This is a genomic window from Paenibacillus sp. EB106-05-06-XG162 (genome assembly GCF_058791655.1).
Genome location: NZ_JBYTDT010000001.1, coordinates 1,070,916 through 1,093,277, shown reverse-complemented (window position 1 = coordinate 1,093,277; position 22,362 = coordinate 1,070,916). Strand labels below are relative to the sequence as shown.

At 41.2% G+C, this 22,362-nt stretch carries 26 protein-coding genes and 1 pseudogene; 5 read left to right on the top strand and 22 right to left on the bottom strand.

Annotated features, from left to right (window positions below):
• Nucleotides 1-241 precede the first annotated feature (241 nt).
• Entirely contained in the window at nucleotides 242-874 is a 633-nt protein-coding gene (locus AC3WU2_RS04785) for a tetratricopeptide repeat protein (protein ID WP_492451746.1), read from the bottom strand.
• A gap of 246 nt (nucleotides 875-1,120) precedes the next feature.
• On the opposite strand from AC3WU2_RS04785, the pseudogene AC3WU2_RS04780 reads away from it, so the two are divergent.
• Nucleotides 1,121-1,427, top strand: a pseudogene (locus tag AC3WU2_RS04780) (IS110 family transposase); the annotation flags it as partial.
• Nucleotides 1,428-1,539: 112 nt separating this feature from the next.
• On the opposite strand, the gene AC3WU2_RS04775 reads toward AC3WU2_RS04780, so the two are convergent.
• The 3 genes from AC3WU2_RS04775 to AC3WU2_RS04765 all read right to left on the bottom strand — a co-directional run bounded on the left by AC3WU2_RS04775 (nucleotide 1,540) and on the right by AC3WU2_RS04765 (nucleotide 3,065).
• The gene (locus AC3WU2_RS04775; protein ID WP_492451744.1) at nucleotides 1,540-2,058 is read right to left on the bottom strand and encodes a VOC family protein; all 519 of its coding nucleotides are present in this window, start codon (nucleotides 2,056-2,058) and stop codon (nucleotides 1,540-1,542) included.
• Between the two features lie 72 nt (nucleotides 2,059-2,130).
• Nucleotides 2,131-2,595 (bottom strand): MarR family winged helix-turn-helix transcriptional regulator, encoded by a 465-nt coding sequence (locus tag AC3WU2_RS04770; protein ID WP_492451742.1) that lies wholly within the window; start codon nucleotides 2,593-2,595, stop codon nucleotides 2,131-2,133.
• Nucleotides 2,596-2,885: 290 nt separating this feature from the next.
• Nucleotides 2,886-3,065, bottom strand: a complete 180-nt coding sequence (locus AC3WU2_RS04765) for a hypothetical protein (protein ID WP_492451741.1) — start codon at nucleotides 3,063-3,065, stop codon at nucleotides 2,886-2,888.
• Nucleotides 3,066-3,409: 344 nt separating this feature from the next.
• Here AC3WU2_RS04765 and AC3WU2_RS04760 point away from each other — a divergent pair, with 344 nt between their 5' ends.
• The gene (locus AC3WU2_RS04760; RefSeq protein WP_492451739.1) at nucleotides 3,410-3,733 is read left to right on the top strand and encodes a 2Fe-2S iron-sulfur cluster-binding protein; all 324 of its coding nucleotides are present in this window, start codon (nucleotides 3,410-3,412) and stop codon (nucleotides 3,731-3,733) included.
• Between the two features lie 234 nt (nucleotides 3,734-3,967).
• Here the strand turns inward: AC3WU2_RS04760 and AC3WU2_RS04755 are convergent, their stop codons facing one another.
• From AC3WU2_RS04755 to AC3WU2_RS04745, 3 genes are all read right to left on the bottom strand, one after another.
• Nucleotides 3,968-4,480 (bottom strand): reverse transcriptase domain-containing protein, encoded by a 513-nt coding sequence (locus AC3WU2_RS04755; protein WP_492451737.1) that lies wholly within the window; start codon nucleotides 4,478-4,480, stop codon nucleotides 3,968-3,970.
• Between the two features lie 332 nt (nucleotides 4,481-4,812).
• Entirely contained in the window at nucleotides 4,813-5,079 is a 267-nt protein-coding gene (locus AC3WU2_RS04750) for a hypothetical protein (protein WP_492451736.1), read from the bottom strand.
• A gap of 772 nt (nucleotides 5,080-5,851) precedes the next feature.
• Complete coding sequence (locus AC3WU2_RS04745) at nucleotides 5,852-6,235, bottom strand: MerR family transcriptional regulator (protein ID WP_492451734.1); 384 nt, start codon at nucleotides 6,233-6,235, stop codon at nucleotides 5,852-5,854.
• A gap of 86 nt (nucleotides 6,236-6,321) precedes the next feature.
• Here AC3WU2_RS04745 and AC3WU2_RS04740 point away from each other — a divergent pair, with 86 nt between their 5' ends.
• Nucleotides 6,322-6,711 (top strand): carboxymuconolactone decarboxylase family protein, encoded by a 390-nt coding sequence (locus tag AC3WU2_RS04740; RefSeq protein WP_492451732.1) that lies wholly within the window; start codon nucleotides 6,322-6,324, stop codon nucleotides 6,709-6,711.
• A gap of 219 nt (nucleotides 6,712-6,930) precedes the next feature.
• Here AC3WU2_RS04740 and AC3WU2_RS04735 read toward each other — a convergent pair whose 3' ends face one another.
• The 6 genes from AC3WU2_RS04735 to AC3WU2_RS04710 all read right to left on the bottom strand — a co-directional run bounded on the left by AC3WU2_RS04735 (nucleotide 6,931) and on the right by AC3WU2_RS04710 (nucleotide 11,965).
• Complete coding sequence (locus AC3WU2_RS04735) at nucleotides 6,931-7,824, bottom strand: AraC family transcriptional regulator (protein ID WP_492451730.1); 894 nt, start codon at nucleotides 7,822-7,824, stop codon at nucleotides 6,931-6,933.
• A gap of 262 nt (nucleotides 7,825-8,086) precedes the next feature.
• On the bottom strand, nucleotides 8,087-8,494 hold the full coding sequence (locus AC3WU2_RS04730; protein WP_492451728.1) for a HEAT repeat domain-containing protein: 408 nt from the start codon (nucleotides 8,492-8,494) through the stop codon (nucleotides 8,087-8,089).
• A gap of 523 nt (nucleotides 8,495-9,017) precedes the next feature.
• A complete protein-coding gene (locus AC3WU2_RS04725) occupies nucleotides 9,018-9,608 on the bottom strand; it encodes a chloramphenicol phosphotransferase CPT family protein (protein ID WP_492451726.1) in 591 nt (196 codons plus the stop codon).
• Between the two features lie 470 nt (nucleotides 9,609-10,078).
• Entirely contained in the window at nucleotides 10,079-10,957 is an 879-nt protein-coding gene (locus AC3WU2_RS04720; RefSeq protein WP_492451724.1) for a MerR family transcriptional regulator, read from the bottom strand.
• Between the two features lie 184 nt (nucleotides 10,958-11,141).
• Nucleotides 11,142-11,630, bottom strand: coding sequence for a hypothetical protein (locus AC3WU2_RS04715; RefSeq protein WP_065291064.1), 489 nt, complete (start codon nucleotides 11,628-11,630; stop codon nucleotides 11,142-11,144).
• A 41-nt stretch (nucleotides 11,631-11,671) separates the two neighbouring features.
• Nucleotides 11,672-11,965, bottom strand: coding sequence for a hypothetical protein (locus AC3WU2_RS04710; RefSeq protein WP_492451722.1), 294 nt, complete (start codon nucleotides 11,963-11,965; stop codon nucleotides 11,672-11,674).
• Nucleotides 11,966-12,045: 80 nt separating this feature from the next.
• Between AC3WU2_RS04710 and AC3WU2_RS04705 the strand changes: the two genes are divergently transcribed.
• Nucleotides 12,046-12,519 (top strand): hypothetical protein, encoded by a 474-nt coding sequence (locus tag AC3WU2_RS04705; protein WP_492451721.1) that lies wholly within the window; start codon nucleotides 12,046-12,048, stop codon nucleotides 12,517-12,519.
• A gap of 204 nt (nucleotides 12,520-12,723) precedes the next feature.
• On the opposite strand, the gene AC3WU2_RS04700 is transcribed toward AC3WU2_RS04705, so the two are convergent.
• From AC3WU2_RS04700 to AC3WU2_RS04660, 9 genes are all read right to left on the bottom strand, one after another.
• Nucleotides 12,724-13,449, bottom strand: a complete 726-nt coding sequence (locus tag AC3WU2_RS04700) for an Imm51 family immunity protein (RefSeq protein ID WP_492451719.1) — start codon at nucleotides 13,447-13,449, stop codon at nucleotides 12,724-12,726.
• 66 nt (nucleotides 13,450-13,515) lie between these two features.
• Nucleotides 13,516-13,842 (bottom strand): DUF5713 family protein, encoded by a 327-nt coding sequence (locus AC3WU2_RS04695; protein WP_492451717.1) that lies wholly within the window; start codon nucleotides 13,840-13,842, stop codon nucleotides 13,516-13,518.
• A gap of 502 nt (nucleotides 13,843-14,344) precedes the next feature.
• Nucleotides 14,345-16,138: an alanine--tRNA ligase gene (locus tag AC3WU2_RS04690; RefSeq protein ID WP_492451716.1), complete on the bottom strand. Its 1,794-nt coding sequence runs from the start codon at nucleotides 16,136-16,138 to the stop codon at nucleotides 14,345-14,347.
• Nucleotides 16,139-16,583: 445 nt separating this feature from the next.
• On the bottom strand, nucleotides 16,584-16,985 hold the full coding sequence (locus AC3WU2_RS04685; protein ID WP_492451714.1) for a DUF3888 domain-containing protein: 402 nt from the start codon (nucleotides 16,983-16,985) through the stop codon (nucleotides 16,584-16,586).
• Between the two features lie 58 nt (nucleotides 16,986-17,043).
• Nucleotides 17,044-17,349 (bottom strand): DUF3889 domain-containing protein, encoded by a 306-nt coding sequence (locus AC3WU2_RS04680; RefSeq protein ID WP_492451712.1) that lies wholly within the window; start codon nucleotides 17,347-17,349, stop codon nucleotides 17,044-17,046.
• A 949-nt stretch (nucleotides 17,350-18,298) separates the two neighbouring features.
• Nucleotides 18,299-18,583, bottom strand: a complete 285-nt coding sequence (locus AC3WU2_RS04675; RefSeq protein WP_492451710.1) for an alpha/beta hydrolase family protein — start codon at nucleotides 18,581-18,583, stop codon at nucleotides 18,299-18,301.
• Between the two features lie 766 nt (nucleotides 18,584-19,349).
• The gene (locus AC3WU2_RS04670; protein WP_492451708.1) at nucleotides 19,350-20,609 is read right to left on the bottom strand and encodes an aminopeptidase P family protein; all 1,260 of its coding nucleotides are present in this window, start codon (nucleotides 20,607-20,609) and stop codon (nucleotides 19,350-19,352) included.
• Between the two features lie 162 nt (nucleotides 20,610-20,771).
• The gene (locus AC3WU2_RS04665; RefSeq protein ID WP_492451706.1) at nucleotides 20,772-21,116 is read right to left on the bottom strand and encodes a hypothetical protein; all 345 of its coding nucleotides are present in this window, start codon (nucleotides 21,114-21,116) and stop codon (nucleotides 20,772-20,774) included.
• 55 nt (nucleotides 21,117-21,171) lie between these two features.
• Nucleotides 21,172-21,594 (bottom strand): hypothetical protein, encoded by a 423-nt coding sequence (locus AC3WU2_RS04660; protein ID WP_492451704.1) that lies wholly within the window; start codon nucleotides 21,592-21,594, stop codon nucleotides 21,172-21,174.
• 328 nt (nucleotides 21,595-21,922) lie between these two features.
• Here AC3WU2_RS04660 and AC3WU2_RS04655 point away from each other — a divergent pair, with 328 nt between their 5' ends.
• Nucleotides 21,923-22,186, top strand: coding sequence for a hypothetical protein (locus AC3WU2_RS04655; protein WP_492451702.1), 264 nt, complete (start codon nucleotides 21,923-21,925; stop codon nucleotides 22,184-22,186).
• The last annotated feature ends 176 nt before the right edge of the window (nucleotides 22,187-22,362 follow it).

Below are 22,362 nucleotides of genomic sequence, written 5' to 3'. Positions count from 1 at the left end.
CATATATAACGATTTAAGGCTCTGATTTGTGACATCGGAAACGAACGAATAACCTTGCATGAGCCCGTTTAATAAGCCGTACTTTCGTGCCAGTTTGTTGAGTAAATCTGCCCGTTAGCACAACGCGGCTACCGATCCATGCCAGCAGCCGCGTTTTAGTTATTTATTAAGCTATCGTGTCCCGTTAGTTGAACCACCAATATCTGGTTTTAACCATTTCCATTTCCATCGTTGAAAAGATTCAACCTTTATATTCAGGATGGTTATGTCTTGTACATCCAAATAAATAACAACTTGAACTCAAAGATGTTGAAAATTTCAACGGTGGAATAAAGCCTCTAGAAATCAGATCTATCATATTTTCATATTCCTGTTTGTCATCTTCTAATCGCTTAATGTATGAGGCTTTTTCGCTCTCTGTCCAATCCTCATTGCATTGAACTACGTGTTCTTCCTGAATATCGTTTATTTTTAGTTGAATACATTCGTTTGCTATTTCAACCGCGCGATTCAATGAATTTGTTTTTATTAATGAATAAATATACCTACAAACCCAATCTGGAGTCTTATAATATGTGTCCCATGATTTTTCAAACCAACGGACTGCCTCTGAAAAACATTGCAACTCAAAGTACAGTTCAGCAACATGAACTTCTCCGACGAATTCATCATCAGTTTCCGAAAAGGCATCCAATTTACATTTTGCTTCAGTCTCTTTACCGATTTCGATTAAACATTTTAGAAATAAAGCTGAAGCTTCATCCAATTCGCCAAGATGATATTTAGCTATGGCTAAATTATTATATGCTTCTTTGGAAGGCTCGATTGCGATAGAGTTCAACAATACATTCGAGGCATCTTCCCATCTCTCCAACGCAACATTTATTTCACCCAAAAGGTTGTAAGGAAAATGCGAATTTTGTATGGTCGTAAGTTTACGGTAGCCGGGAATCGAACGTTTCTGCCCGTGGGACTTAGATCCCAAGAGCTATTTAGTTCATTCCCCCTCCTTGTTCAACCATGGTTAGGCTGGTTGGGACATTGATCCCGTATCACATGCGATAGTGTGGAAGACAAGAAGGTTAGGGGTTACCGGTGAAATTGATTCAGGAGTAATGTCGTGAATCCGGTGATTGGGTTGTATGTGTCCAAGGGAGAGAGCCATGCACAGGCTTTTTTAGACCGTGGAATACCTCACGGAAAGATCTTCAGGTTTAATCATGACCTTGAGGGGTTAGCGTCGTTTCTACGTTTCATTAGGCGTTGAAGTCGCTGCAGGGATGCGTCCCTCCATTGTTATGGAAGCAACAGGTCATTATCATAGCCCTATTATTCAGTTCCTGGATGAACACCAGTATTTGTACATTGTTATTAATCCTTTAATCTCCCATAATGCCAAGAAAACCAATTTGCGACGGTTCCTTACATCCCTATAGCTGAAGCAAGGGGTTTTTCGGAGCTAATTTATAACTGAAGACATGGATCTGCAGGGACGACCACAGGGATACCTTCTTGCTGCATCGTTCCCATATAGTTGTTTCACTCACCGTCATCCTTCGGCCAAGCCGCCTCCAACTGAATACCGTTGTTGTCCGGGAAGATAAAATTGCGTATTGCCCCTTGATCATAAATGTCGGTCACGACGATTCCCTGCATAAGAAGCTTTTGCCGCAATGCAAGTCCTTGGTCTTCGGTGGGCAGCCGGAACGCAATATGCTGAAGAGCGCCGGGCAGGAATTGGAACAAGGCGGCACCGGTCGGATCCTCCGCCAGACGCTTCAACGCGTCGAGACTTTGGAAAATTTCCGCTTCCTGGTGTTCAAAAAAATGGATACCCCACGTATCCGCACTTCTGCCCGGCCGGATGAAAGTATGCCTCCCGCGTCGTGGAGTTGCCGGATAGACGGTACCCGCTTCCATGCCGAGCATATTCTCATAGAACCGGATCGTGGCGTCGAGATCCGGCGTGACAAGCGCCACGTGATGGAAACCGCCCCATACTAGCACATCATGTAATGTGTCGTTACTGTCGTTTTCCTTCCTGCTGTATTTCTTCATGATCATCCTGCCTTCCGTCGCATTAATTAGAATTCTAACTATATGGCAATATAAAATCGGCCGCCCGGACGGTTAAGGCTTGCCGAACACTCCGACCAACTTCTCCAGCAGATACCGGAGAGTGTCAACTTCCTCCGGACTCATGCCCTGTCTGACACGCTCGTCTACCGTCCGGGTTACATGCCCGGTTCTCTCCGCCGTCCGCAATCCTTCTTCTGTCAAGTACAGCCTTTTGTACCGGGCATCGTGAGGATCGTCCCGGCGGACAACCAGTTCTTTTTTCACAAGTCCGTTAATCAGGCTCGTTACGCTGGGACGTTCGATCATTAGAATATGCTCCATCTCCGAAGCCGCCATTCCCGGATAATGATGCAGAATGCCGATCGCGCTCCATTGCGTGTGGGTAAGCCCTTCTTCGCGGATCTGTTCCTCCGCTTCCCGGCGGACAGTCAGATAGGCGACCTTCAGAAGCCGTCCGATTGGCCCGCGGTTCCACTCCCACGGGGCTCCTTGCATGTTTCCTTCTCTGTCGTACATACCGGCGCCACCTTTATATAGTTAGAATTCTAATTATAGAATAGCCGTTACCCTCGAAATTGTCAATCCCTGGAGAATCCTTCTCCTTTTAACGAAAGAATAGAACCGGAGGGCGTCCGATTATTGGAGACCCGCCCGTCACTCCCGGCATAGGCTACTTCTATGAATCACGGTCAAGGAGCGTTGGGTGTCCCTCGTCTTCCCCCAACCGTCACTGAATAACGGACGATTCGGTAGTGCAGCCCTATGAGTATGTATCGCTCTATTGCACCCCTCCGTTATTGGCCTTGCTACAGAAATGTCTTCAGTCGTTCGAACTGGAGATCATGGTGGCGGTAATGCATCTCGACGAGCGCGAACCATTCCGGAGCCGTCAGCCCTCCGAGCCGTGGATTCGCTTCTGTCCGCTTGGATTCGCTCGCCTCCAGTGTCGGCGTTAACGTGTTTATGCGGAGCAGAACGGCGTCCAATCCCTCGACGATCTGCCCCTTGATCTCGGGCTGAGGCGGCCACATCTGAAAGGCAACCTTGATGGTAGCCATTCATGTGTAATTAAACTATTCAGCCCGTTAGCATAACGAAAAAGCAACATCGATAATCGGTTACCTTCTTGTTGCTACTGAACTCCCTCGATTTATCCGATGCCGCTATTACGCAACCGTGATGAAGTAGCAAAGCTTGATCTCCTCATGCATAAAGGTTAACGCGTTCGGTTGTTTACAGATCACGATTTTGGATAGTATGATTAGTGATATTGCACATGATAAGCCATTGATTGCGCAGCTACCAAATTAGGAATGGGGAGAAGTCCAAGATGCCGACGATTCAAATTGAAGGAAGAGGCTCCTATGAAGTTGCAGAAGGTACTAAACTTGTGCTTGCCCTGGAGGATAACGGGGTAGACATATTGCACCGCTGCGGCGGCAACGCCAAATGCACGACGTGCCGGGTCGAAGTGGTGGATGGAGACGCCGGTCCGGTTGGTGAAGCGGAAGCCGCTCTTCTGCAGGCCAAAGGCATTGCGGAATCGAACATCCGCTTATCGTGCCAGATTCGAGTACATAACGATCTTATTGTAAAACCGGTGATGACGGTATCGTCATCCGGCCTGGAGCCAGGCAATCGTCCGCAAGACTAACCGATCGCGAACCGGCTTCTGGGCTCGTAACCACGCTGAGGCATCTCACATGAGGTGCTCAGCGTGGTTTTTTAATGGTTGGCCTTGACCAGTTCACCGAACCAGCTAAGCCTTATGCGAACATGTCGCGAGCCTCGTCGTGCAGCGAACGCAGCGGTCGCCCGGCTAGTCGCGCCAAATCCGGCGATAAGCTTCCCATATCGGATAAAGACAACAATCGATAGTTTAACGTTACTAGTGTTTGGAAAGTTGCGTTAACTGCTCGTTACTACATGCTCTCCGGATTCGATACAGTGCTTGTTTTGCACTGCGTTTTGGGCGGAAGCCGAATGAACTTTCTTGAAAGTCCGCTTCAAAGATTGGCTCCATGACAAGCTTAGCTGCCATTTGAACGACTCGATCACGTATAGTTGGGATACCGAGTGGTCTTTGTTTTCCATCCTTCTTGGGGATGTACTTCCGTCGAACAGGCGAAGGATGGTAACCTTCCTTAAGCAGTCGGTGGCACTCTTCTATGAACTGAAATTCACCTTGCTTCTTGATGTCCGCGAAGGTTTGTTCATCAACACCAGCTGCCCCTTTATTTGCACAAACTCGGCGCCACGCTTCCCATAAAATATCCCTTCGGTACACCTTATCGTACAAAGCATGGAATCTTCGCTTCTTGTTTTCCTTGGCCGCATGACCTAGCTTCTCTTGGAGTTGTTGAACTTTTTCCTTTGGTGTTGTTAGTCTTTGGGCATTCACTGATTCGTACCTCCTAAAGAAACATGAACAAAGTAGGGCCCCTTCCCTCCTACAGGTTGTGTTGTCCTGCAGTATAAGTCCAAAAGATGAAATGATTAACCTTGCAGGAAGGGAGTCCGAGGGGCTCATAGCACTTCTGCACACAGCTTTCGCCGTATGCAGGCATCCTAGCTACATGGGGGTTTGGCCCCTCCCATGGCCAGACTTTCACCGGCTAGAAGATGCGTACCTCGGGGCACCCCTTCAATGAAAACGACAGCTGATCTTTTGACCAGCTGCCTCTATATCATGATTCAACTATAGTGTCCCGTTAGTTCAAAAGTTGGTTAAAATTACTTTTGATTTATAATTATTAATTCTAATAGGATTCCAATAGCCATTAGAACTGATCCAATGATTAAAAAAGGAACGACCAGCTGGTTATCTGAAAGTGTTGTACTTAACATCCCATGTGTTGGGATAATACCGGATTTGCTGGCAAATCCTCCTGCCTCAAGCCCCATTGCAATAAATGCACCAAATCGTTCAACTGTATAAAACACACCACCTGTAAGCACTAAAAGAGTACCACAAATGAATAGCAACCTCCCGTTTCTCAATAAACACACCCCTTTGAAAGGATAAATGCTTCTATTAAAAGACTATATTCGTAAACAATTCTCCTCAAGTTAAGTTTCGTTATCCTGCCTGTTACTCCAACAAAGCAAAAGGGCTGTTTCCAAGCACGCTCCTCAACTCTCGTGTCCCGATAGACCTTAATATGAGACCTTATTTTTTCCCGATCCTCTAGTAAAGCCTAGTAACTTCAGGCTTACATATTGATATTTGATGATAATGTTTAACTGTCTTATTGTCTGTTTTTTAGGAGAGATGCGAAATATATTAAAGTAGAGATTACCGCTAACAGGAAGCCTAGTCCACCGATGAATGCAAATACAAACATAGGAACAGGACTTGGATCACTATAGAAATTGTCATGGTTAGCAAATACTTTAAAATAATATATCCCACTACTTACGATCCCCGCTAGCCAGATTATTACACCTATAATCATTAAGTAGACTAAGGGTTTTCTTGATTTTGATTGCAATATGATCGACCCCTTACTAATAATTTGTGGCAACAAGAATAATGAAAAGTATATCACATTAGTAAAATAATGGAATTTATTTGAAAGCACGAAATTATTGTTAAAATGTAGCTTATTACTTGTTAAATGGGGGGTTAGATGTAAATCATGCCCCAATCTTTTTTTCGCTAGTTTGTACGTTAAACTGCCCGTTGTCAGCACGACGCGGCTGCCGATTCATGTCGGCAGCCGCGTCTTAGTTATTGATTAAGCTATAGTGTCCCGTTAGCGGAATGACTAATTTAATTTTGCCCCTCCATCCATTTATAATAATCTATCTTTTCTTCAATCATCCTCAGGTTGTTCTTCAGTTCATTAATTTGAGCAAGAACGTTTCTTTGATGGGTTTCCAACAGCTCTCGTCTTGCACTTATTGTAGACTCACCTTGACTTCGCAGATCAGAAAAACGCTTCATATCGCTGACTTTCATTCCCGTTACCCGCAATCTGAGTAAAAAATGGATCCACGAGATATCAGACTCTGAATACTGGCGATACCCACTTGTATCTCGATGGATCTCGTAAAGCAATCCAATTTTTTCGTAATAGCGCAATGTGTGAACAGTAAGACCGGTCATTTCAGAAATTTGTTGAATTGTAAAAAAATTAGTTTCCATAAAATTCATTATAGCACATCAAAAAAAGGCATTGCTTTAGAGTGCACTCTAAAGTGTAACATTTAATTCAAGTTACTCACGAGGAGGAATAATATATGTCAAATGAACGTTATACACGGGGTTGGGAAAAATTAATGCAAATAGATGGTGAAGGAGGAAAACGTGTCATTGAATCGATGAGGGACATTGCTCCCGACCTGGGAAAGTACGTCGTTGAATTTGCATTTGGAGAGATATACTCAAGGGAAGTCCTTGATCTCAAACAACGTCAGCTAATAACGATCGCATCGCTTACAACACAAGGCGGATGCGAGCCACAGCTAAACGTGCATATCAACGCAGCTCTCAATGTAGGACTTTCACCGAATGAAGTAATTGAAGCGATTATGCATTGCATTCCCTATACTGGGTTTCCAAGAGTTCTTAATGCCGTTTTTGTTGCCAAACAAATTTTTGAGGAACGGAATTTGAAAATTATGAATTAAAACAACTATGCTGCCCGTTAGCGGAATAAAGGGCTGCCACTCGACAGCCCTTTTGGTACTGAACTATCGTGTCCCGTTAGCTCAGTCCTAAGAACGAAGCGCTTAGAACGTTTAACTGTCCTGTTTCGATCAAATAACGATTGCTCAATTCGTTAGTTATGCTGAAAAGGCTATTATAGCCCCTGAGACCCTGTTATACACCGTTTCATCTTTTATTTCTTATTTCTTTTGAACGGGAATCCATATTTCACAAAATTCATTTTTCGTTTCCGAAACACCGTACATTTCAAACTCAGGACCATTAACATGCTCATAACTTGCAGTAGGAAACCATTCACTGTATATGCGTTTCCATAATGCTTGCACATGTTCGGATGTTTGATCAACCGTATGTTCTTCTGTCGTAAAGACTGCCCATGTCCCAGCTGGAATTTCAAAAGAAGCAAATCCCTCTGGCGTACCGCTTTTTGGTGAGATGGCGTAAAGCATGTAAGGGAATGTGGTCCCGCCGGTATTGCGATAACACATTACTGCATTTACAGGTTTGATTCCTTTGCTTGAATTGTCCCAATGCATACCTGATGCTTTAATCATCTGATCAATTATTCCTTCATCAAAGGCATTTTTCCATAACCCCGGAATCGCCTTATAATTCTCACCATTCTCAGTTGAAAATATTTCTTCAACTCCAAAGACAGAAAAATCCTCTTTCTGAACGATTTTGTAATTCATTTCTTCAACCCCCTTAATTGAAATTTGAAAGGATATTTGAGGATATGATTTAAGGCTAACACCCAGATTACGTGACATCGTGGGTGTGATTCCATGCGTTTTTTGAAACGCACGGGCGAATGCTTCCGGTGAGTCGTAGCCATATTTAAGAGCAATGTCGATTACCTTAATATTGCTGCCCTGTAATTCAAACGCCGCGAGGGTTAATCGTCTGCGTCTAATATATTCTGATAACGGGATTTCAACTATAAACGAGAACAATCGCTGAAAGTGATAAACCGAGCAACACGCAATTCCTGCAGCTATTTCAAAGTCAATTTCCCCCGTTAGGTTATCTTCAATATAGCTAACGGCACCGTTCATTCTTTTCAGCCAATCCATATGCCCCACCCTCCTTTCTTCCTAAGGATAGAAGAAATCATTTGATTTTACCTAGCTTTTCATGCACGAATGTGCAAGGGTGTCAGTAACTCCCTACCGAATCTATTCGTAACACTACTCTCCGCTTTACCACTATTTATAATACGGTTCACCGTATTGATCTGCAACTAAACTGCCATTTAGCTTAATGAAAATGGAGCAGCTGCCAACCGGCAAACTGCTCCATGATGTTTTCAACTAACGTATCCCGTTAGCTTAATGCTTACTTGTATCGTCCTTCATCAATTCTATTCTTTGCTAATGTTCGTATTTCTTCGTCTTCATCGTTTAGTAAAAAAACTAGAACATGAAAGGTCGCTTTTTTATTATATACAATCCGTTGTCTGACTGAGCTATCTGGGTCTTTTGCCAGTTTTAATTGTAAGTGTTCAGGTAGTCGATTTTTAGTTGCAACGTTAAATCTAACCCTTTCATCTTCATCGTCAGCGAGAATTTCCATTATCTCAACTGGAATTGATTTATTATGTGCTACCCATACACGCATATCAGGGTACTTATTAATTACTTCTAACCAAACCTCAAAAGGTGCATCAGTCCATGCCGCTTTCAGGTACTCATCCATTTTTTCACTAATTCTTAACCTAACAAATTCTTCAGCAGAATTAATCATCTCTCAACCTCAATTTGCCGATTTTTTCTTATTTTATCATGAAGAGCTTGCGCTATCATGCCCTTTAGTTAAATAAAATAAGCAGGCTTAAGCAACCTGCTTAACAATTTACCTATTCAACTATCGTGTCCCGTTAGCGTAATGAAAAAGGAAATACTGCTCCCCTTAGCTACGTCCCTTACGTCTCTCTTTTCTCTTGTAAAACCTGTCTATGAGAAGGATTAAGATATGTACCATGGTTATAAGCACTGCCATCTGTATAGCCTTAATAAAACTAACCCCTACAAAATAATAATCCAGAAGCAAAATGGCACAAAAATAAAAAGCAATCCCTAGAATTGAAATTTTTTCTTCCCTTAGCTTATTAATTTTACCACACCCCTCATCCTCCTGTATTGAGCCAAACTGCCGTTAGCACAACGTGGCTGCCAATCCATGTCGGCAGCCGTGTCTTAGATATTTATTAAGCTATCGTTCCCCGTTAGCCTCAAGTGGACCGAGGGGCGATAGCCCCAATGCTTGATTATGGTGTTATTCTTTTACTTAATTTCTTAAATACCGAGTAATCCTTATCGGACTTGATAAAACTTAATATCTTTTCAGCACATTCTATTGGATTCAACTCTTCAGTATTTACTTCAAGGTCATATTCATTAAAGCAATATACTTTGTCTAACTGGGAACTTGCTAGTCCAATCTGTCGATCTCCTCTTATTTGCTCTCTTCTTATGAGTTCTTCTTTCGAGCATATTACACCTATAAATAATGTAGGCTGATCAGAAAATACATCAAGACATTCATTAAACCACTTGTCATTCTCGATTACGGTATCTACTATTACATTTAAACCCATTTCTGAAAACAATTTAACTGTCGAAAAGAACATTGAGACGATGGGATCAAAAATGATTTGTGCGACAACATGATCATCTACTTCTCTTGTAGGTTTAAAATCCGGAAATTTTTTATCAATAAATTCATTGAAATTATGAAAAAAATCATCTATTGATAAATGATGAAACAGAATCTCTTTCTGATTTACCAGTTCACTAGAAATACTGGTCTTTCCTGAACTTGAAGTTCCGTTCAACAACACAATCATTCCTTGCTTCAAACAAATCACCCTCACTTATAAGATTTGCGTATCTTTCAGATAACGTTATATTCACACATTTCATAAAATTATCCAACTCGTAAAATATTCGAGAAACGATTAAACTATCCTGCCCGTTAGTTTAACAAAAATGGCATCTTTTCAACTTGCCCCTGCTGCCGACGATGTGATCATATCGGGAATGTAACAAAGTTCTTGTCATCAGTCGGGAATGATATCAAGTTCTTGTCATTGTGTTTTGACAAGAACTTGATATCATAATAATAAAAAGCCGCATAATTAGCGACTTCTAATGATACTATGTTTTTGTCACCCGACATTTAAATAAGTTTGTCTAATGACACAAATGCGCCCCGCACCGAAATTTTCGCTTTACTACTATTTGTGATACGGCTCTCCGCACTGTCTTTAACGGCAAGTTTTTATGCCCCCCTCAAGGATGGCCTGTTTGTGCGTAGCTATTTGTATTCCTAGTGTTTAATTGCCTTTACAGGTTCCAACAAAATCAAATGATACTCATTTCCACACCCGCTTGGTTTTTCATTACGAATGTGCTCTTCCAGGCATAGTCTTGATCGATCAGATTTGTAAATCCCGTCCTCTGCTAATTCCCTCATAAAAGTTTTCCAAGATAAATTAACATCCTCACTACTCTCGAACATAGCGTAAAGACCGCCGGGTAGCACCATCTCCTTTAGATGCATCGGAACCGAAACACCATCTGGGATTGTCGCACACATTCCATAACCATAAGGCTTTCCGAAATTGCTTGGCATCGGTTTTACATTGCCACCGAAAAAACGTGCTGTACTTAGTAAATTCGAGGTCTTAATCCACTCAAGCACTGGTGTCATTGCTTCGTCTTCTGGAGAGACACCGACGGAAATATTAAAGGCAACTCTCATAGGAGGAAGGGTAATAATTTTCACCATACTACTTTCAGTTAAACTGCGCATAAACAAGTCCTCCGTCTCTTTTAGGAGTTCATCAACATTTGAAAACGCATCTTGCTTTTGAAGAAATTTTTGAACTTGTTTTAGTTGTTCTTGAAAAAGAGTTAATTCAGATTTCTGTGACTGTAGTTCAGAGATCTTATTCTCAACAACTGTGCTCAACTGTGATAGTGATTTGTTTGCAATCACTGATTTAATATCCCTTATGGAAATATCCATTTTTCTTAGTATGGCTGTAATTCTGATAGAAAGAAGTGCGTTCTCGTCATACACCCTCCATCCAGAGGATTTATCCCTTTCACTCTTGAATAAACCCTCTGATTCCCAATGTCGCAAGGTGCGACTTGTTAGGTCCATCTGTTCCGATACCTTATTTATTGCGACAGCTCTGTTCATTTTGGGTCTCCTTTCCAAGCTCTAACAGCTAGCTCGTACGCTTTCTCATACGCCTTGTAGTTTTCCACAAAAGCGGGATAAGCCCAGTCCAAATCACGGATCGAATCGATCCATGGATCGAGAAAATGGCAGGAGCCAGGTGAGTACTCTATATTAGGAAATTTCGTGCTTGGTATTTGTTTCATCAATTAGTTGGCTCGTTTTTGGGTTTTATGGAAGTCATTTTAATTTGGGTGAGGTTTTCTAAGTTGATTTCAATTTGTAATTCGGTATGCTCATTAATAGCGATTAGGATTTTATCTTTAATTTCTAAGCTTTTTATAGGGTTTGAATTTTCAAAAAATATTCCCCATACCAAACGGTCTTCTGCATCCGTACAAGCAATAAATCCTTCATTTCCCATTTGACCATCACCGCCACAGATTTTCCCGTCTTGATAATCAATACTGACCCATTCATCAACGATCGTCCAACATTCAACATTATACTTTGATATGCTTTCAATGGTTGTGTCACACAAGGGAGAGCAATAAAATTTACTTTCATTTGTGTTGGGGTTATATGCGCTGTAACAACTTAAGATTGTTACAGTGCCATTTGGAAAGATGATGCTATTAACGCCGGGCAGTTCATGCTTTTCAAGATTCCAATGTTCCGCAACAACAATATTCATAATAAATCCCCCTTTATATCTTAAGTTACTAATATATACAGCTACTTGTTGAGGACTAATAAGCTATTTAATCTAGTAATCGTTTCCTTAGAAACTTTTTCACTGTATAGGCCTTCATTTTGCTTCCAGTGTAGCAATGCCTTTTTCATAGAGATGGCGAACTGAGGATAAGCAAGATTGTATTGAACTCCAATGCCAACTGTAGATAGTAAGCGTTGGGTGTACATACTTACAATTTGAGTAACTTCGGAACCCCGATTGTACTGCTCATAGAAATATTCCTTGATCTCACACGAGGTGTCATTACCAAAAACCTCAGCACTCCATGCTCCCATACGCTCTTCACCTCTATAAAGGTATATGTTGGTGTATAATGATGATGAAATAAAATTATATTTCAGGTGGTGAATGAGGTGTGGCAATTTACTTTTGGATATCAATTCCAATAGATGATTTTTTTCATTACAGTATTGATCTTATGAAAAAATATAACGTTTCTGCGTATTTAGAAATGATAGGCGATAAACCGGGCGAAAGAAAAGTAGATGTGTATGATGAGAATGATCCAGAAACATTTATAAAACATTTCTATGATCCGAATTATTACAGCTTTTATTTCTCGTGTTATCCATTTCTAAATGTAGACAGCCTCAGACAAATCCAAATGCAGCCAGATAAGAATATACAAAGGTTCTATTCCGCTTTGCAAAGAAAGCTGATAAATATACCAGGCATCCAGAATAGCTATGTTATGGACAAACATGAATACAAAAATCGTTATTGTTTACCTACATCAAAGATTATTATCCCACATAACCCGCATAGTCGTAATATGAAAGGCTCATGGGAGGAGTATTATCTTAACTCTATTGGACACCGTACCGATTAAGCATTTTCAAAATAAATCAATTCCCTTATTGTGAGATAATTAAATGATACGAAGTCGCATAACGAGAATCGGATCAAGTTTGTCTCATTGGGAAATGACACAAAATTGATCCGATAATAAAATAACTCGCTACAATTAAGGATTAATATCGGGTAATGTCATTTCGATGCAACTAAGAATACTGTTGTACCTTGATATTTCCAATCAATCTAATACAGCTCGTGAAAATAGGTCTTTTATTAATGAGTCATCTTCACAAGCTTCCTTAAAGGTGATTGCAAAACTAAATATTGCTTCTTTATTGTCTGTATAAGCAGCGAACATATCAGCTTCCGGGTCAAATCGTATGATATCAACTAAGTGAGGCATTTTTTCTTCAAGAAACACGGCTGCTAATGAACCCCAATCATAGCCATTGCCCTCAAATCCATCTTCAGCTCGTGTTTGAAAAATTTCATGCTTATATTTACCAACATTAATAATGAAAGATATGCTTCCACTATCATGCGCAACTAACCTAAAAGGTTCTATTTTTTCTACAACTTCTAACCACGTCTCATCTTGTTCAACGTTCATAATACCAGCGCGATTGAGACTCATTTCTAAAAACATACTGGCTTGTGAATCTTCAGGGTCTAGTGCAAATGATTGTTTAAAAGCAATGCTCGCTTCCTTATACTGTTTAAGGTAGTAATAAGCATATCCTATTCGAAAATGCCAAAGAGGGTCGAGCTCGCCTTGCTCTTGCACAGATAAAAAACATTTGATAGCTTCATTATAATTATCTTGATTATTCAATGCTCTTCCCAAATGGCAAACCAAGTCATAGTCCCTTTCTGCTTCGGGTATTTCCTTAATTTTTATAATGATTTTCTCATACTGGTTCTTGTTATGCCAAAGAGTGAGCTGTTTCAATAGATCCTTATCCATCTTTGTATTCTCTCCTCTAACTTTAATCAAATAATGATTTCAATAGCATTATATTTCCCTAACAAACTACCAATCACGTTCACGAATGGCTACTTCTGTTTCTATTTCGATACCAAAAAAGGCTAAAATATCTTCAACAGTTTGTGCAATTGATTCTCTGCCAACTGTTTCAATTTCGCTGTCATTTTCGTCAAACTCTTCTGCAAGATCATTGATTGCATTGATGGCGGAATTAAGCTTTGATTGAATTTCCTCGATATCTTGATTACCTTGTTCCAAAAATTCAACAACCTTAACTAGTTCAGCTTTGACTTTATCCACAAGAAAATTAGGGAAGTATCCATCAATATACATATCTTTTAAATATTCAAAATCAGAACTTAGTTTTTTCATGAAATGATCCTCCAATAACATGGCTAGAATAGGATAACTTTACCGCTTTTACTTTATCTGTGTCAATCATAAGGGAAAGCACGTTCTATTGGCCCATCTGGATGAAATAGTAGAGGGTTTGTTTGAAGCAAGAATGAATTTTATCGGAGAAGTACCCTATGAAGGAGAAAAAAGAATGCGTAAAAAGGTAACACAGCTTATGGCTTGTGTTCTGGTTGTTCTGTTGATAATGACACTGCTACCTGAACTGTCTGGAGGAAAGGCTTATGCCCTACATCATCAGCACAGTGGCTGGCACAGGTGTAGATGGAAACTCGGGAGACGGGGGAGCAGCAAAGGTTTCGGCTGCGTCCAATTGTTCCATCTCCGGCGAAAATTTTTCGCCGTCACTTATGGTACGGTTCACCGCAATTAATCTTCAACTAAACTGACCGTTAGGTGAACAAAGACTACCGATCATACCAACAGTCTTTGAAGGTGTTTATTGAACTATAGTTCCTCGTTAGCGTAAAGCATCAGTGCTTTCAAGTACTGCCTTTATCCTCCTTACGCTAGAAGACGAGCTCTCTTCCTTAACAATTTTAAAAGTACCAAGGTCAGCCGTATTCACCGCGTGAGGACCGCCGCATATCTCTTTGGAGAATTTGCCCATCGTATATACTTTTACCATCTGGCCATACTTGCTCTCGAATAGACCAATAGCCCCTGTTCTACGTGCATCTTCAAGCGTCATCTCTTCGAACGTAATCCCGACGCCTTCGGCAATCGCTTCATTGACCAGCCGCTCGGTTGCCACGATCTCTTCTTCAGTCATTTTACGATGGAACGAAAAATCAAAGCGCAGTCTCTCAGCCGTTATATTGCTGCCCTTTTGCGCCACCTCATCTCCGAGAACCTTTCGTAGTGCAGCATGCAGAAGATGAGTTGCCGTATGCAGATTTGCCGTCTGTGCAGAATTATCTGCTAAACCGCCTTTAAACTTTTGGGCTGCTCCGGCTTGAGATAACTCTCTATGCTTCTGAAATTTCTCTAGATATCCTTCCAGATCGATGGCGATGGAACGCTCTGTTGCCAGTTCCATGGTCAATTCGATGGGAAACCCATACGTATCATAAAGTTTGAATGCAGCTGCACCGTCTATTTGACCATTTACTAATGAAATCGAAAGCTTATCGAATTCACGAAGTCCCTGCGCGAGCGTTTTTTGAAAACGAGCTTCTTCCGCCTGGAGTTCCCTAATAATTTTATCGCGATTGCTTTGCAGCTCTGGGTATATTAGCTCGTACTTGTCAATCACAGCGCTAGCGATATCCGCTAGACCGCCTTCTTGAATACTCAATTGCATTGCGAATCTAACAGCTCGGCGAATCAATCTTCGCAGCACATAGCCTTGGTCGACATTAGACGGAGTAATGCCGTAATTATCACCAAGGATAAATACTGCCGTGCGGGTATGATCCGCAACAACTCGATACGCTTTGGGTTGATTTTCGTATGCCGTCTCCGACAGTTCTGCAATTCGTGAGAATATCGTAGTAAACAGGTCGCTATCATAGACTGTTCCTCCATTCAAAGCGACTAGCACTCTCTCTAAGCCCATTCCCGTATCGACGTTTATTTGATCAAGCGGTTCAAACTTTCCCTCCGCCGTTTTGTTATATTTCATAAATACATTATTCCAGAATTCAACATAGCGCCCACATCCACATGCTGGCGAACATGTAGGACCGCAACGTTCTTTATCCGAGATAATGAAGATTTCCGTATCGGGACCGCAAGGACCTGTTTGACCTGCTGGCCCCCACCAATTATCGGCTTTAGGCAAGAAGAAGATCTCTTCCTCACATTGACCTAATGCACACCATATCTCGTACGACTCCTGATCACGGGGAGCATCATCATCTCCTTCGAATACAGTAACCGCAATTTTATGCTTGGGTATATCGAGCCAGTTCGGCGAAGTGACGAACTCCCAACTCCACGATATGGATTCATGTTTGAAATAATCGCCAAGTGACCAGTTGCCCATCATCTCAAAAAAGGTGCAATGGGTATCATCACCGACTTCATCTATATCCACAGTACGTATACACTTCTGAACATTGGTTAACCTCGTTCCAGATGGATGCTTCTCTCCAAGTAAATAGGGCACCAGCGGGTGCATGCCCGCTGTCGTAAACAATACGGTGGGATCGTTATCGGGTATAACGGAAGCGCTAGAAATGACGGCATGACCTTTTTCTTGAAAAAACTGAATATACTTCGCTCTAATCTCTTCAGATGTATACAGTTTCATTGATATTTCTCCTTTTACTCTATTTTAGACAACAAAAAAACGCCCCAAGATTGGGACGAATTAATCGCGGTACCACCCAAGTTATTGTCTTCGCATTTAGCGATACAATCAGCTCAATTGACTATAACGAGTCAAACCGGCGGGCATTAACCGCACTCCTGAACCGGCAACATACTAAGTTTCGTAGGATTTCACACCAAAACATCCCTCTCTGAACGAAATGTAGCATATTTTGTTCATTCATTGATTTCATTTATATCATTTCCTAATTATTGTTATTTTAGCCAGTTAGAATTCAGATGTCAATCGTGTATATTAGCAACCTGCATAATACTCGAAAACCCACTCGTAATTAACGTAAACAGCCCGTTAGCTTAACGAAAAAAGCAACCGATCGATAATCGGCTGCCTTCTTGTTGCTTTTAAACTATAGTGTCCCGTTAGCTCAACGAAGAATGAATTGCCAGTTTGGAAGCAACTCATAGTCCCTAATGTGTTTGTATTTTAGAACCATTACAGCTCCCGTATTATCTATACGAAACTTCATCGAATCCATCCCTACATCCAAATGAGGTCCCACATACGGAATCACTGTAACATTAACATCAATATGCGAAGGATGATATTCAACGTTTAATTCAGTCCCTCCTAGAAAAGACGAAAACGTAGGTGCCACAGTTAGTTTATCTTCATAATATCGATTAATCTGTTCCTGTATATTTGGAGCTAACAAAGTAAGTACAAGCCGTTCCAATGGTTCTTCGTGTGGTTTAGCATAAACTGGCTGTATAAGCACGGAGAAAATGATGACTGCTAACAATAACCCGATATAGCTTTTAACATTCACTACTAATCACCCCATTGAAGTAATTTCCGTTAAGTGATTTGGGTTTAGAGTTTTTTAGTTAACGAGTGGATTCAGTGAACTCAATAGACTTAATTTTCTCAGTTGACGGGTCAAATGTGATAAATACATAAACCCCAAACTCGTTACCTTCTTTACTTCTCAGCCATAGCTTGAATTTCTCAACAGACTTGTTTGGCGTGAGTTCAGTACGACCAATGTGCTTATAATCAATTATGTCTGCTTTGTATCGTTTTTGTGTTTCCTTTACTGCAACTGTACCCCATTTTGCATATTCAGGCGCTGCTTCCAATGAAACACTAGAAGCAATAAACAGAACTATTAGGGATATCATCAATCTTTTCATAACAAACCTCACTTTAAAAATTTCCAGGTATTATACTCTACATTGTCCAATTTATTCTTAAACTATCCTGCCCGTTAGCTTAAACACCGATAATCAGTAAGCATCATCTTTTATGAGATAGTTACCTCTTGGCAGGTTGGCTCAATCCAAAGTACACGAAAATTAACCTAATTGATAATCGTCCTCATTTACGTAAAACAATATATTTTCTTGTCCTCAATTGGCAAACGATATATGTTCTTGTCACCCGACACTTGCGGCGGTTCTGTCTTATCGAATAACCATTGAGACACAACAGGAAGAGCATTCTCATTATTCGTAGGTATGTAAAAATGAAGAGGTACCCATTGGTACGGTTACCTCTTCAACTTGTAACATTATCTCCGACGTTCAAATATCAGAGTATTCGTTGTAGACGAAACAATTCGGAATCCGTGCGATAAAAGACAACGTGAAGCAAAAAATACACGTCTACCGATCACTAAGAATCTTGTACATGGAAAAGCACTTCCAACAACAATGACGGCTGTGATAAATCGGCGTCTTCGTATGTCACGTCTAAATCTAATCGTCACACGATCGGTTCTAATAATAGACATATAACACACCTCGCTTTCCTATGAGATACTATAGTGAATGCGAGATCAACTAGAAAGGTAACTGTAAAAAGCCTTTGTTCATAGAATTCCACTCATTCAAGTGTCCGTTTGCTTTTTTAACCGCATAATTAATATTTTGAAGGGAGAACCCTCTCACTTTTACTTGTGACAAAAGCCGTGCAAATTAGAAGAAAAAATAAAAAATCTCATACATGGAAAGGTAGTGATACCTGGAAGACAAATGGATACACACGCACATCGAATTCTACTAAACTGCCCGTTAGTATAACGAAAAAAGCAACCGATCGATAATCGGCTGCCTTCTTGTTGCTAATAACTATCGTGTCCCGTTAGTTCAATATCCAGTTGGTCCAATAATCCCATGTTTTAGCACGCAATCGTTTCCCATGCCCAACGCCATCAACAACCAAAAGATGCGCCATAGCCTTACCGCTTCCAGCAATCAATGAGTTATAGAACCGCTCTGTATGATAAGAGCGAATCGTTTCATCTTCCTTCCCGTGTACCAAAAGCATCTTACGGCTTATTAATTTACTAATATGTGAAGATGGATTTAGGAGAGACTTTCCAACTAAAAAATCATTCCATTCATTTTCATCAATTTCTCGAAACACATTTTCCTGACACCGCTTGAGATAGGGCAATAATGTCGTTAGGTCACTTTCAGGTTCGGTCAAATCTGTATTTTGTTGTGCTGGTTCCCGGTTAAGTGACCATAGAACTTCTTTATCAGTTGATAAATCTATAGTTCTTCCTTTTGACAGAAGTTCTAAGCCTTGTATCGCGCCTTCAATTGAAGACGAAGGACCAAACTTTTCCGTAGCTTTGCCAACTCCCAGGATACCTTGCTTGTAGAACAGTAAATCCTGCGTTTGAAAGAGGGAAAGACATATCTTCTACGGTGGGGGTATTTGGCAAACCAGGACACCAAACAATTCCTACACCATTGGCTCTATCGGGTTCGGGCAAAAACAGTTCTCCAAGAATGTCTCCATTCCGTACAAGGGCTTGCATGAGAGATACACCTCATCAATAGTTATTTTCTAATTAACTATTCCATCAATCAGTTACACTATCCTGCCCGTGACGCAACGCAGCTGCCGATCCATGCCGGCAGCCGCGTTCTAGTTATTTATTAAGCTATAGTGTCCCGTTAGATCAATAGACTATTTGCTATGACTTTGAGATATAAATAATTTTGTAATCAAACTTTTTAATAAAGCCTTGTTTCGCGGCTACTTTTATTGATGGAAGATTATCTTTCCAATTGTCCTGATAAGGTTCGAGATTCATTATATAAACTGAACAAATGTACGGAAAGTAAGGCTGAATTTTTTTAGAGTGATTTGATTTAGTTTTGCCGGCTCTTTATTTGCTAATTTATTTTGTCACTTTTACTTTGGCCATGAAGGCCTCGATTTCGTCGACTGTCTTCAAGACATCTTTTGAGAGCACCTCGCAACCGTCTTCCGTGACGAGAACGTCATCCTCGATGCGGATGCCGATGCCTTCTTCGGAGATGTACAGGCCTGGCTCCACGGTTAGCACCATACCCGGTTGTAACTCCAGCCCGCTGTAGTTGCCAACGTCGTGCGTGTCAAGGCCAAGACTATGGCTAACCCCATGGTAGTAGACGTTACTCAGCTCTTCATCGTTCTCGATCAAACCGAGTTCCTTGCCCCCTTCGGCCAACACTTGCTTGGTGATCTCGTTCAGCTTCGTGAAGGGTACGCCTGGTTTGATCGCACTGATGACTTCCTGCTCAGCCTTCAGCACGAGGTTGTAGATCGCTTTCTGACGATCGCTAAACGTCCCGTTGACCGGAAACGTGCGGGTGATGTCGGCGTTATAATGATCGAACTCCGCACCTATGTCGACCAGCACCAGCTCGCCGTCCTGGACATCGCGGTCGTTATCTTCGTAGTGAAGTACTGTCGCACGGGCACCGCCCGCCACGATCGGGTCAAAGGCATAATGTTTCGCACCCGACGTGCGCAAGTTGTATGTGAAGTGTGCTTCCAGCTCCGCCTCGTTGACACCCGGATGCATTTGAGACACCATGCGCTCGATACCTTCCTTCGTGACTTCGATGGCGCGCTTTATCTTCACTATCTCATCTTGTGTCTTGAACAGGCGCAGGTGGGCGATCTGTCGGTACAGGTTCTGAACCACGAGCATCGGATATTGCTCCTGCGTTTTACGTGCAAACAACTCCGCCCGGCCTGGAAGATCATGGAACCCTCGTCGTTCAAGGTCGAAGTACACGTTTTTGTAATCATAGTTCGTCACGGCAGCGTGGAAGAAGCGTTCGAAGTTGTCGCGATCTTGCACCTTTCCGATGCCGGTGATCGCTTTGGCTTCATCCGCGGTCATCATCTTGCCGGACCATTTCTCCAGTACCGGATCAACTTTTTCAATAAACAGCGTCTCTTCGACTTGAATGCCCCGCTTGGTGATCACCAGGATGGAGCTCGGTTTCGTCAATCCAGTGAGGTAATAATAATGGCGGTTCGGCTTAAATGGAAAATACGCATCCGCTGATTTATGGGGAGCTTCCCCAGCAAACAAAACGACAATTGAATCATCAGCCAAAGCTTGGACCAACTTTTGACGGTTGTTTACAAAAAAGGTTTGTTTCATGTCTTACACTCTCCCTTTAGCAATTCTTAATGCTATTCTAACTATAATCATATATTAACATATTCTGGTTATTACTGTTCAGTATCAAAATTATAATGAGCTCAAGGAGAGTGATCTTTTGCCAACGATTCGTCCGGTAGCGCGTTGTAGTTATATATTAAACTATCGTGTACCATTAGTTAAATGAGGGACGAGAGTGCCTTCAGAAAGGGAGAAACTTAAAACTTGACCTTTTTCCTTTGGCGTCCATCCTTTTTTCATCGCCTCTGTGATGATCATGGCTACATCCGGTGGATTTATAACCTTCAAATTCAGTGGCTCTATATTCGGAAACTCAACCCAATAATCGTTAATGTCTGATTCAATATTAATCCTAATCAACTGACCATTGGAATCATCGTGTTGCACAGTTAAAACAAGTGCCCCCTTTCCTGAGGGAACGACTACCCACCTGTATGTCTCTTGTCCAATCCTGATCTTTCTCGATCCTCTCTTATTAATAGACATTAATTCAACTCCAATATCACTAGGGAGAACAAAAGTTCCTAGTTTGAGTATTAATCTAATTCATATTTCTTAGCTGTCTGTAGTGATTTTTTGTAGCAGCAACATTACGAGCATTTTGCAAGTCAATTATCTCACTAAGTTTCATATTCCAGCATTTTAAGTGTAAAGTGTCACATAAAACCTGGCATATTCGTAATGCTTCAATTACACTGCCCTCGTCTCGATAGATGTTAGTTCTTATGGAAATCTCTTCAGCTTCTTCTGTAGCACTTCCAGTATTAAGCTCAATTTCAACCTTGTATTTACCATCAGAATATAGAAAATAGCATTCATCATCAAAGGATTTCCACGATTTCAAAGTAGGATCATTCTTAATATGAGCTAACTTTTCAAGCACTTCAACGGCTTGATAAAAATTAAATTTATTCTGTCCTACAAACTCTATACCATCTTCAGAGAAATTCGGAACATTCCCCACTGGAAATAGAATAAATTAATAATCCCCGATTGCCAAAACAGTCACCTCGATAGTGAATGAGTATATAAACAAATTCAATATATTTCCACGTTATCCTGCCCGTTTGCTTAATAAAATGAGCAGGCTCAGCAGCTTGCTCAACAATGGTCTGTGATTCAACTATCGTGTCCCGTTAGCGGAGTATAGCTTCTTTAATAATATTAATTTTGATTAGAAAAAATGAAAAAAGTCTATTTTTAGTTCAATGTGGGCAACTATACATTCAGCAAAACTATTAATTTCATAATATAGAATTGCAAGTTATTCTACTAATGTGGAGGTGAATAAAATGCCAAATATTACAAGAGTAAGTAATGTTTCAAATTTGCGGAGTGAGATGTCTAATTTGGTGGGAAAAAGAATTCAAGTTGTGACTACTAATGGAAGACACATTCGCGGAACAGTGAAATCTGTTGGTAAAGATTTTGTAGTTATTCACGGTCAGAGTTTCAACGGCAGAGGAGAACGTACATCTTCATCTTCGTTCTTTCCCTTTTTCTTCCCGTTTACCTCACTCCTTTTCTTCTCTCCCTTCTTCTTCCCCTTCTTCTAAACAACTTAATAAAATAAATAAAGAGTGGTGATTTAACGGTACATTTTACGTTATTCGTAATCCAAACGATATACACTCGTTATGCAGTGGCGCCAGCGGCCCCCCCCCTGAGTTTTCGGACCATCCCCGCCCTGTGACGTCCAGCCGATGTAAAGCAACGTAACCTATCAATCCGC

What these genes read in the sequence shown, in the direction of transcription:
- AC3WU2_RS04690 (WP_492451716.1), bottom strand. Translation starts at nt 16,138, where the DNA reads ATGAAACTGTATACATCTGAAGAGATTAGAGCGAAGTATATTCAGTTT.
- AC3WU2_RS04710 (WP_492451722.1), bottom strand. Translation starts at nt 11,965, where the DNA reads ATGGGAGCATGGAGTGCTGAGGTTTTTGGTAATGACACCTCGTGTGAG.
- AC3WU2_RS04680 (WP_492451712.1), bottom strand. Translation starts at nt 17,349, where the DNA reads ATGAAAAGATTGATGATATCCCTAATAGTTCTGTTTATTGCTTCTAGT.
- AC3WU2_RS04720 (WP_492451724.1), bottom strand. Translation starts at nt 10,957, where the DNA reads ATGAACAGAGCTGTCGCAATAAATAAGGTATCGGAACAGATGGACCTA.
- AC3WU2_RS04775 (WP_492451744.1), bottom strand. Translation starts at nt 2,058, where the DNA reads ATGAAGAAATACAGCAGGAAGGAAAACGACAGTAACGACACATTACAT.
- AC3WU2_RS04700 (WP_492451719.1), bottom strand. Translation starts at nt 13,449, where the DNA reads ATGGATAAGGATCTATTGAAACAGCTCACTCTTTGGCATAACAAGAAC.
- AC3WU2_RS04730 (WP_492451728.1), bottom strand. Translation starts at nt 8,494, where the DNA reads ATGATTAATTCTGCTGAAGAATTTGTTAGGTTAAGAATTAGTGAAAAA.
- AC3WU2_RS04770 (WP_492451742.1), bottom strand. Translation starts at nt 2,595, where the DNA reads ATGTACGACAGAGAAGGAAACATGCAAGGAGCCCCGTGGGAGTGGAAC.
- AC3WU2_RS04665 (WP_492451706.1), bottom strand. Translation starts at nt 21,116, where the DNA reads ATGTCTATTAATAAGAGAGGATCGAGAAAGATCAGGATTGGACAAGAG.
- AC3WU2_RS04740 (WP_492451732.1), top strand. Translation starts at nt 6,322, where the DNA reads ATGTCAAATGAACGTTATACACGGGGTTGGGAAAAATTAATGCAAATA.
- AC3WU2_RS04655 (WP_492451702.1), top strand. Translation starts at nt 21,923, where the DNA reads ATGCCAAATATTACAAGAGTAAGTAATGTTTCAAATTTGCGGAGTGAG.
- AC3WU2_RS04735 (WP_492451730.1), bottom strand. Translation starts at nt 7,824, where the DNA reads ATGGATTGGCTGAAAAGAATGAACGGTGCCGTTAGCTATATTGAAGAT.
- AC3WU2_RS04695 (WP_492451717.1), bottom strand. Translation starts at nt 13,842, where the DNA reads ATGAAAAAACTAAGTTCTGATTTTGAATATTTAAAAGATATGTATATT.
- AC3WU2_RS04745 (WP_492451734.1), bottom strand. Translation starts at nt 6,235, where the DNA reads ATGAATTTTATGGAAACTAATTTTTTTACAATTCAACAAATTTCTGAA.
- AC3WU2_RS04670 (WP_492451708.1), bottom strand. Translation starts at nt 20,609, where the DNA reads ATGAAACAAACCTTTTTTGTAAACAACCGTCAAAAGTTGGTCCAAGCT.
- AC3WU2_RS04715 (WP_065291064.1), bottom strand. Translation starts at nt 11,630, where the DNA reads ATGAATATTGTTGTTGCGGAACATTGGAATCTTGAAAAGCATGAACTG.
- AC3WU2_RS04760 (WP_492451739.1), top strand. Translation starts at nt 3,410, where the DNA reads ATGCCGACGATTCAAATTGAAGGAAGAGGCTCCTATGAAGTTGCAGAA.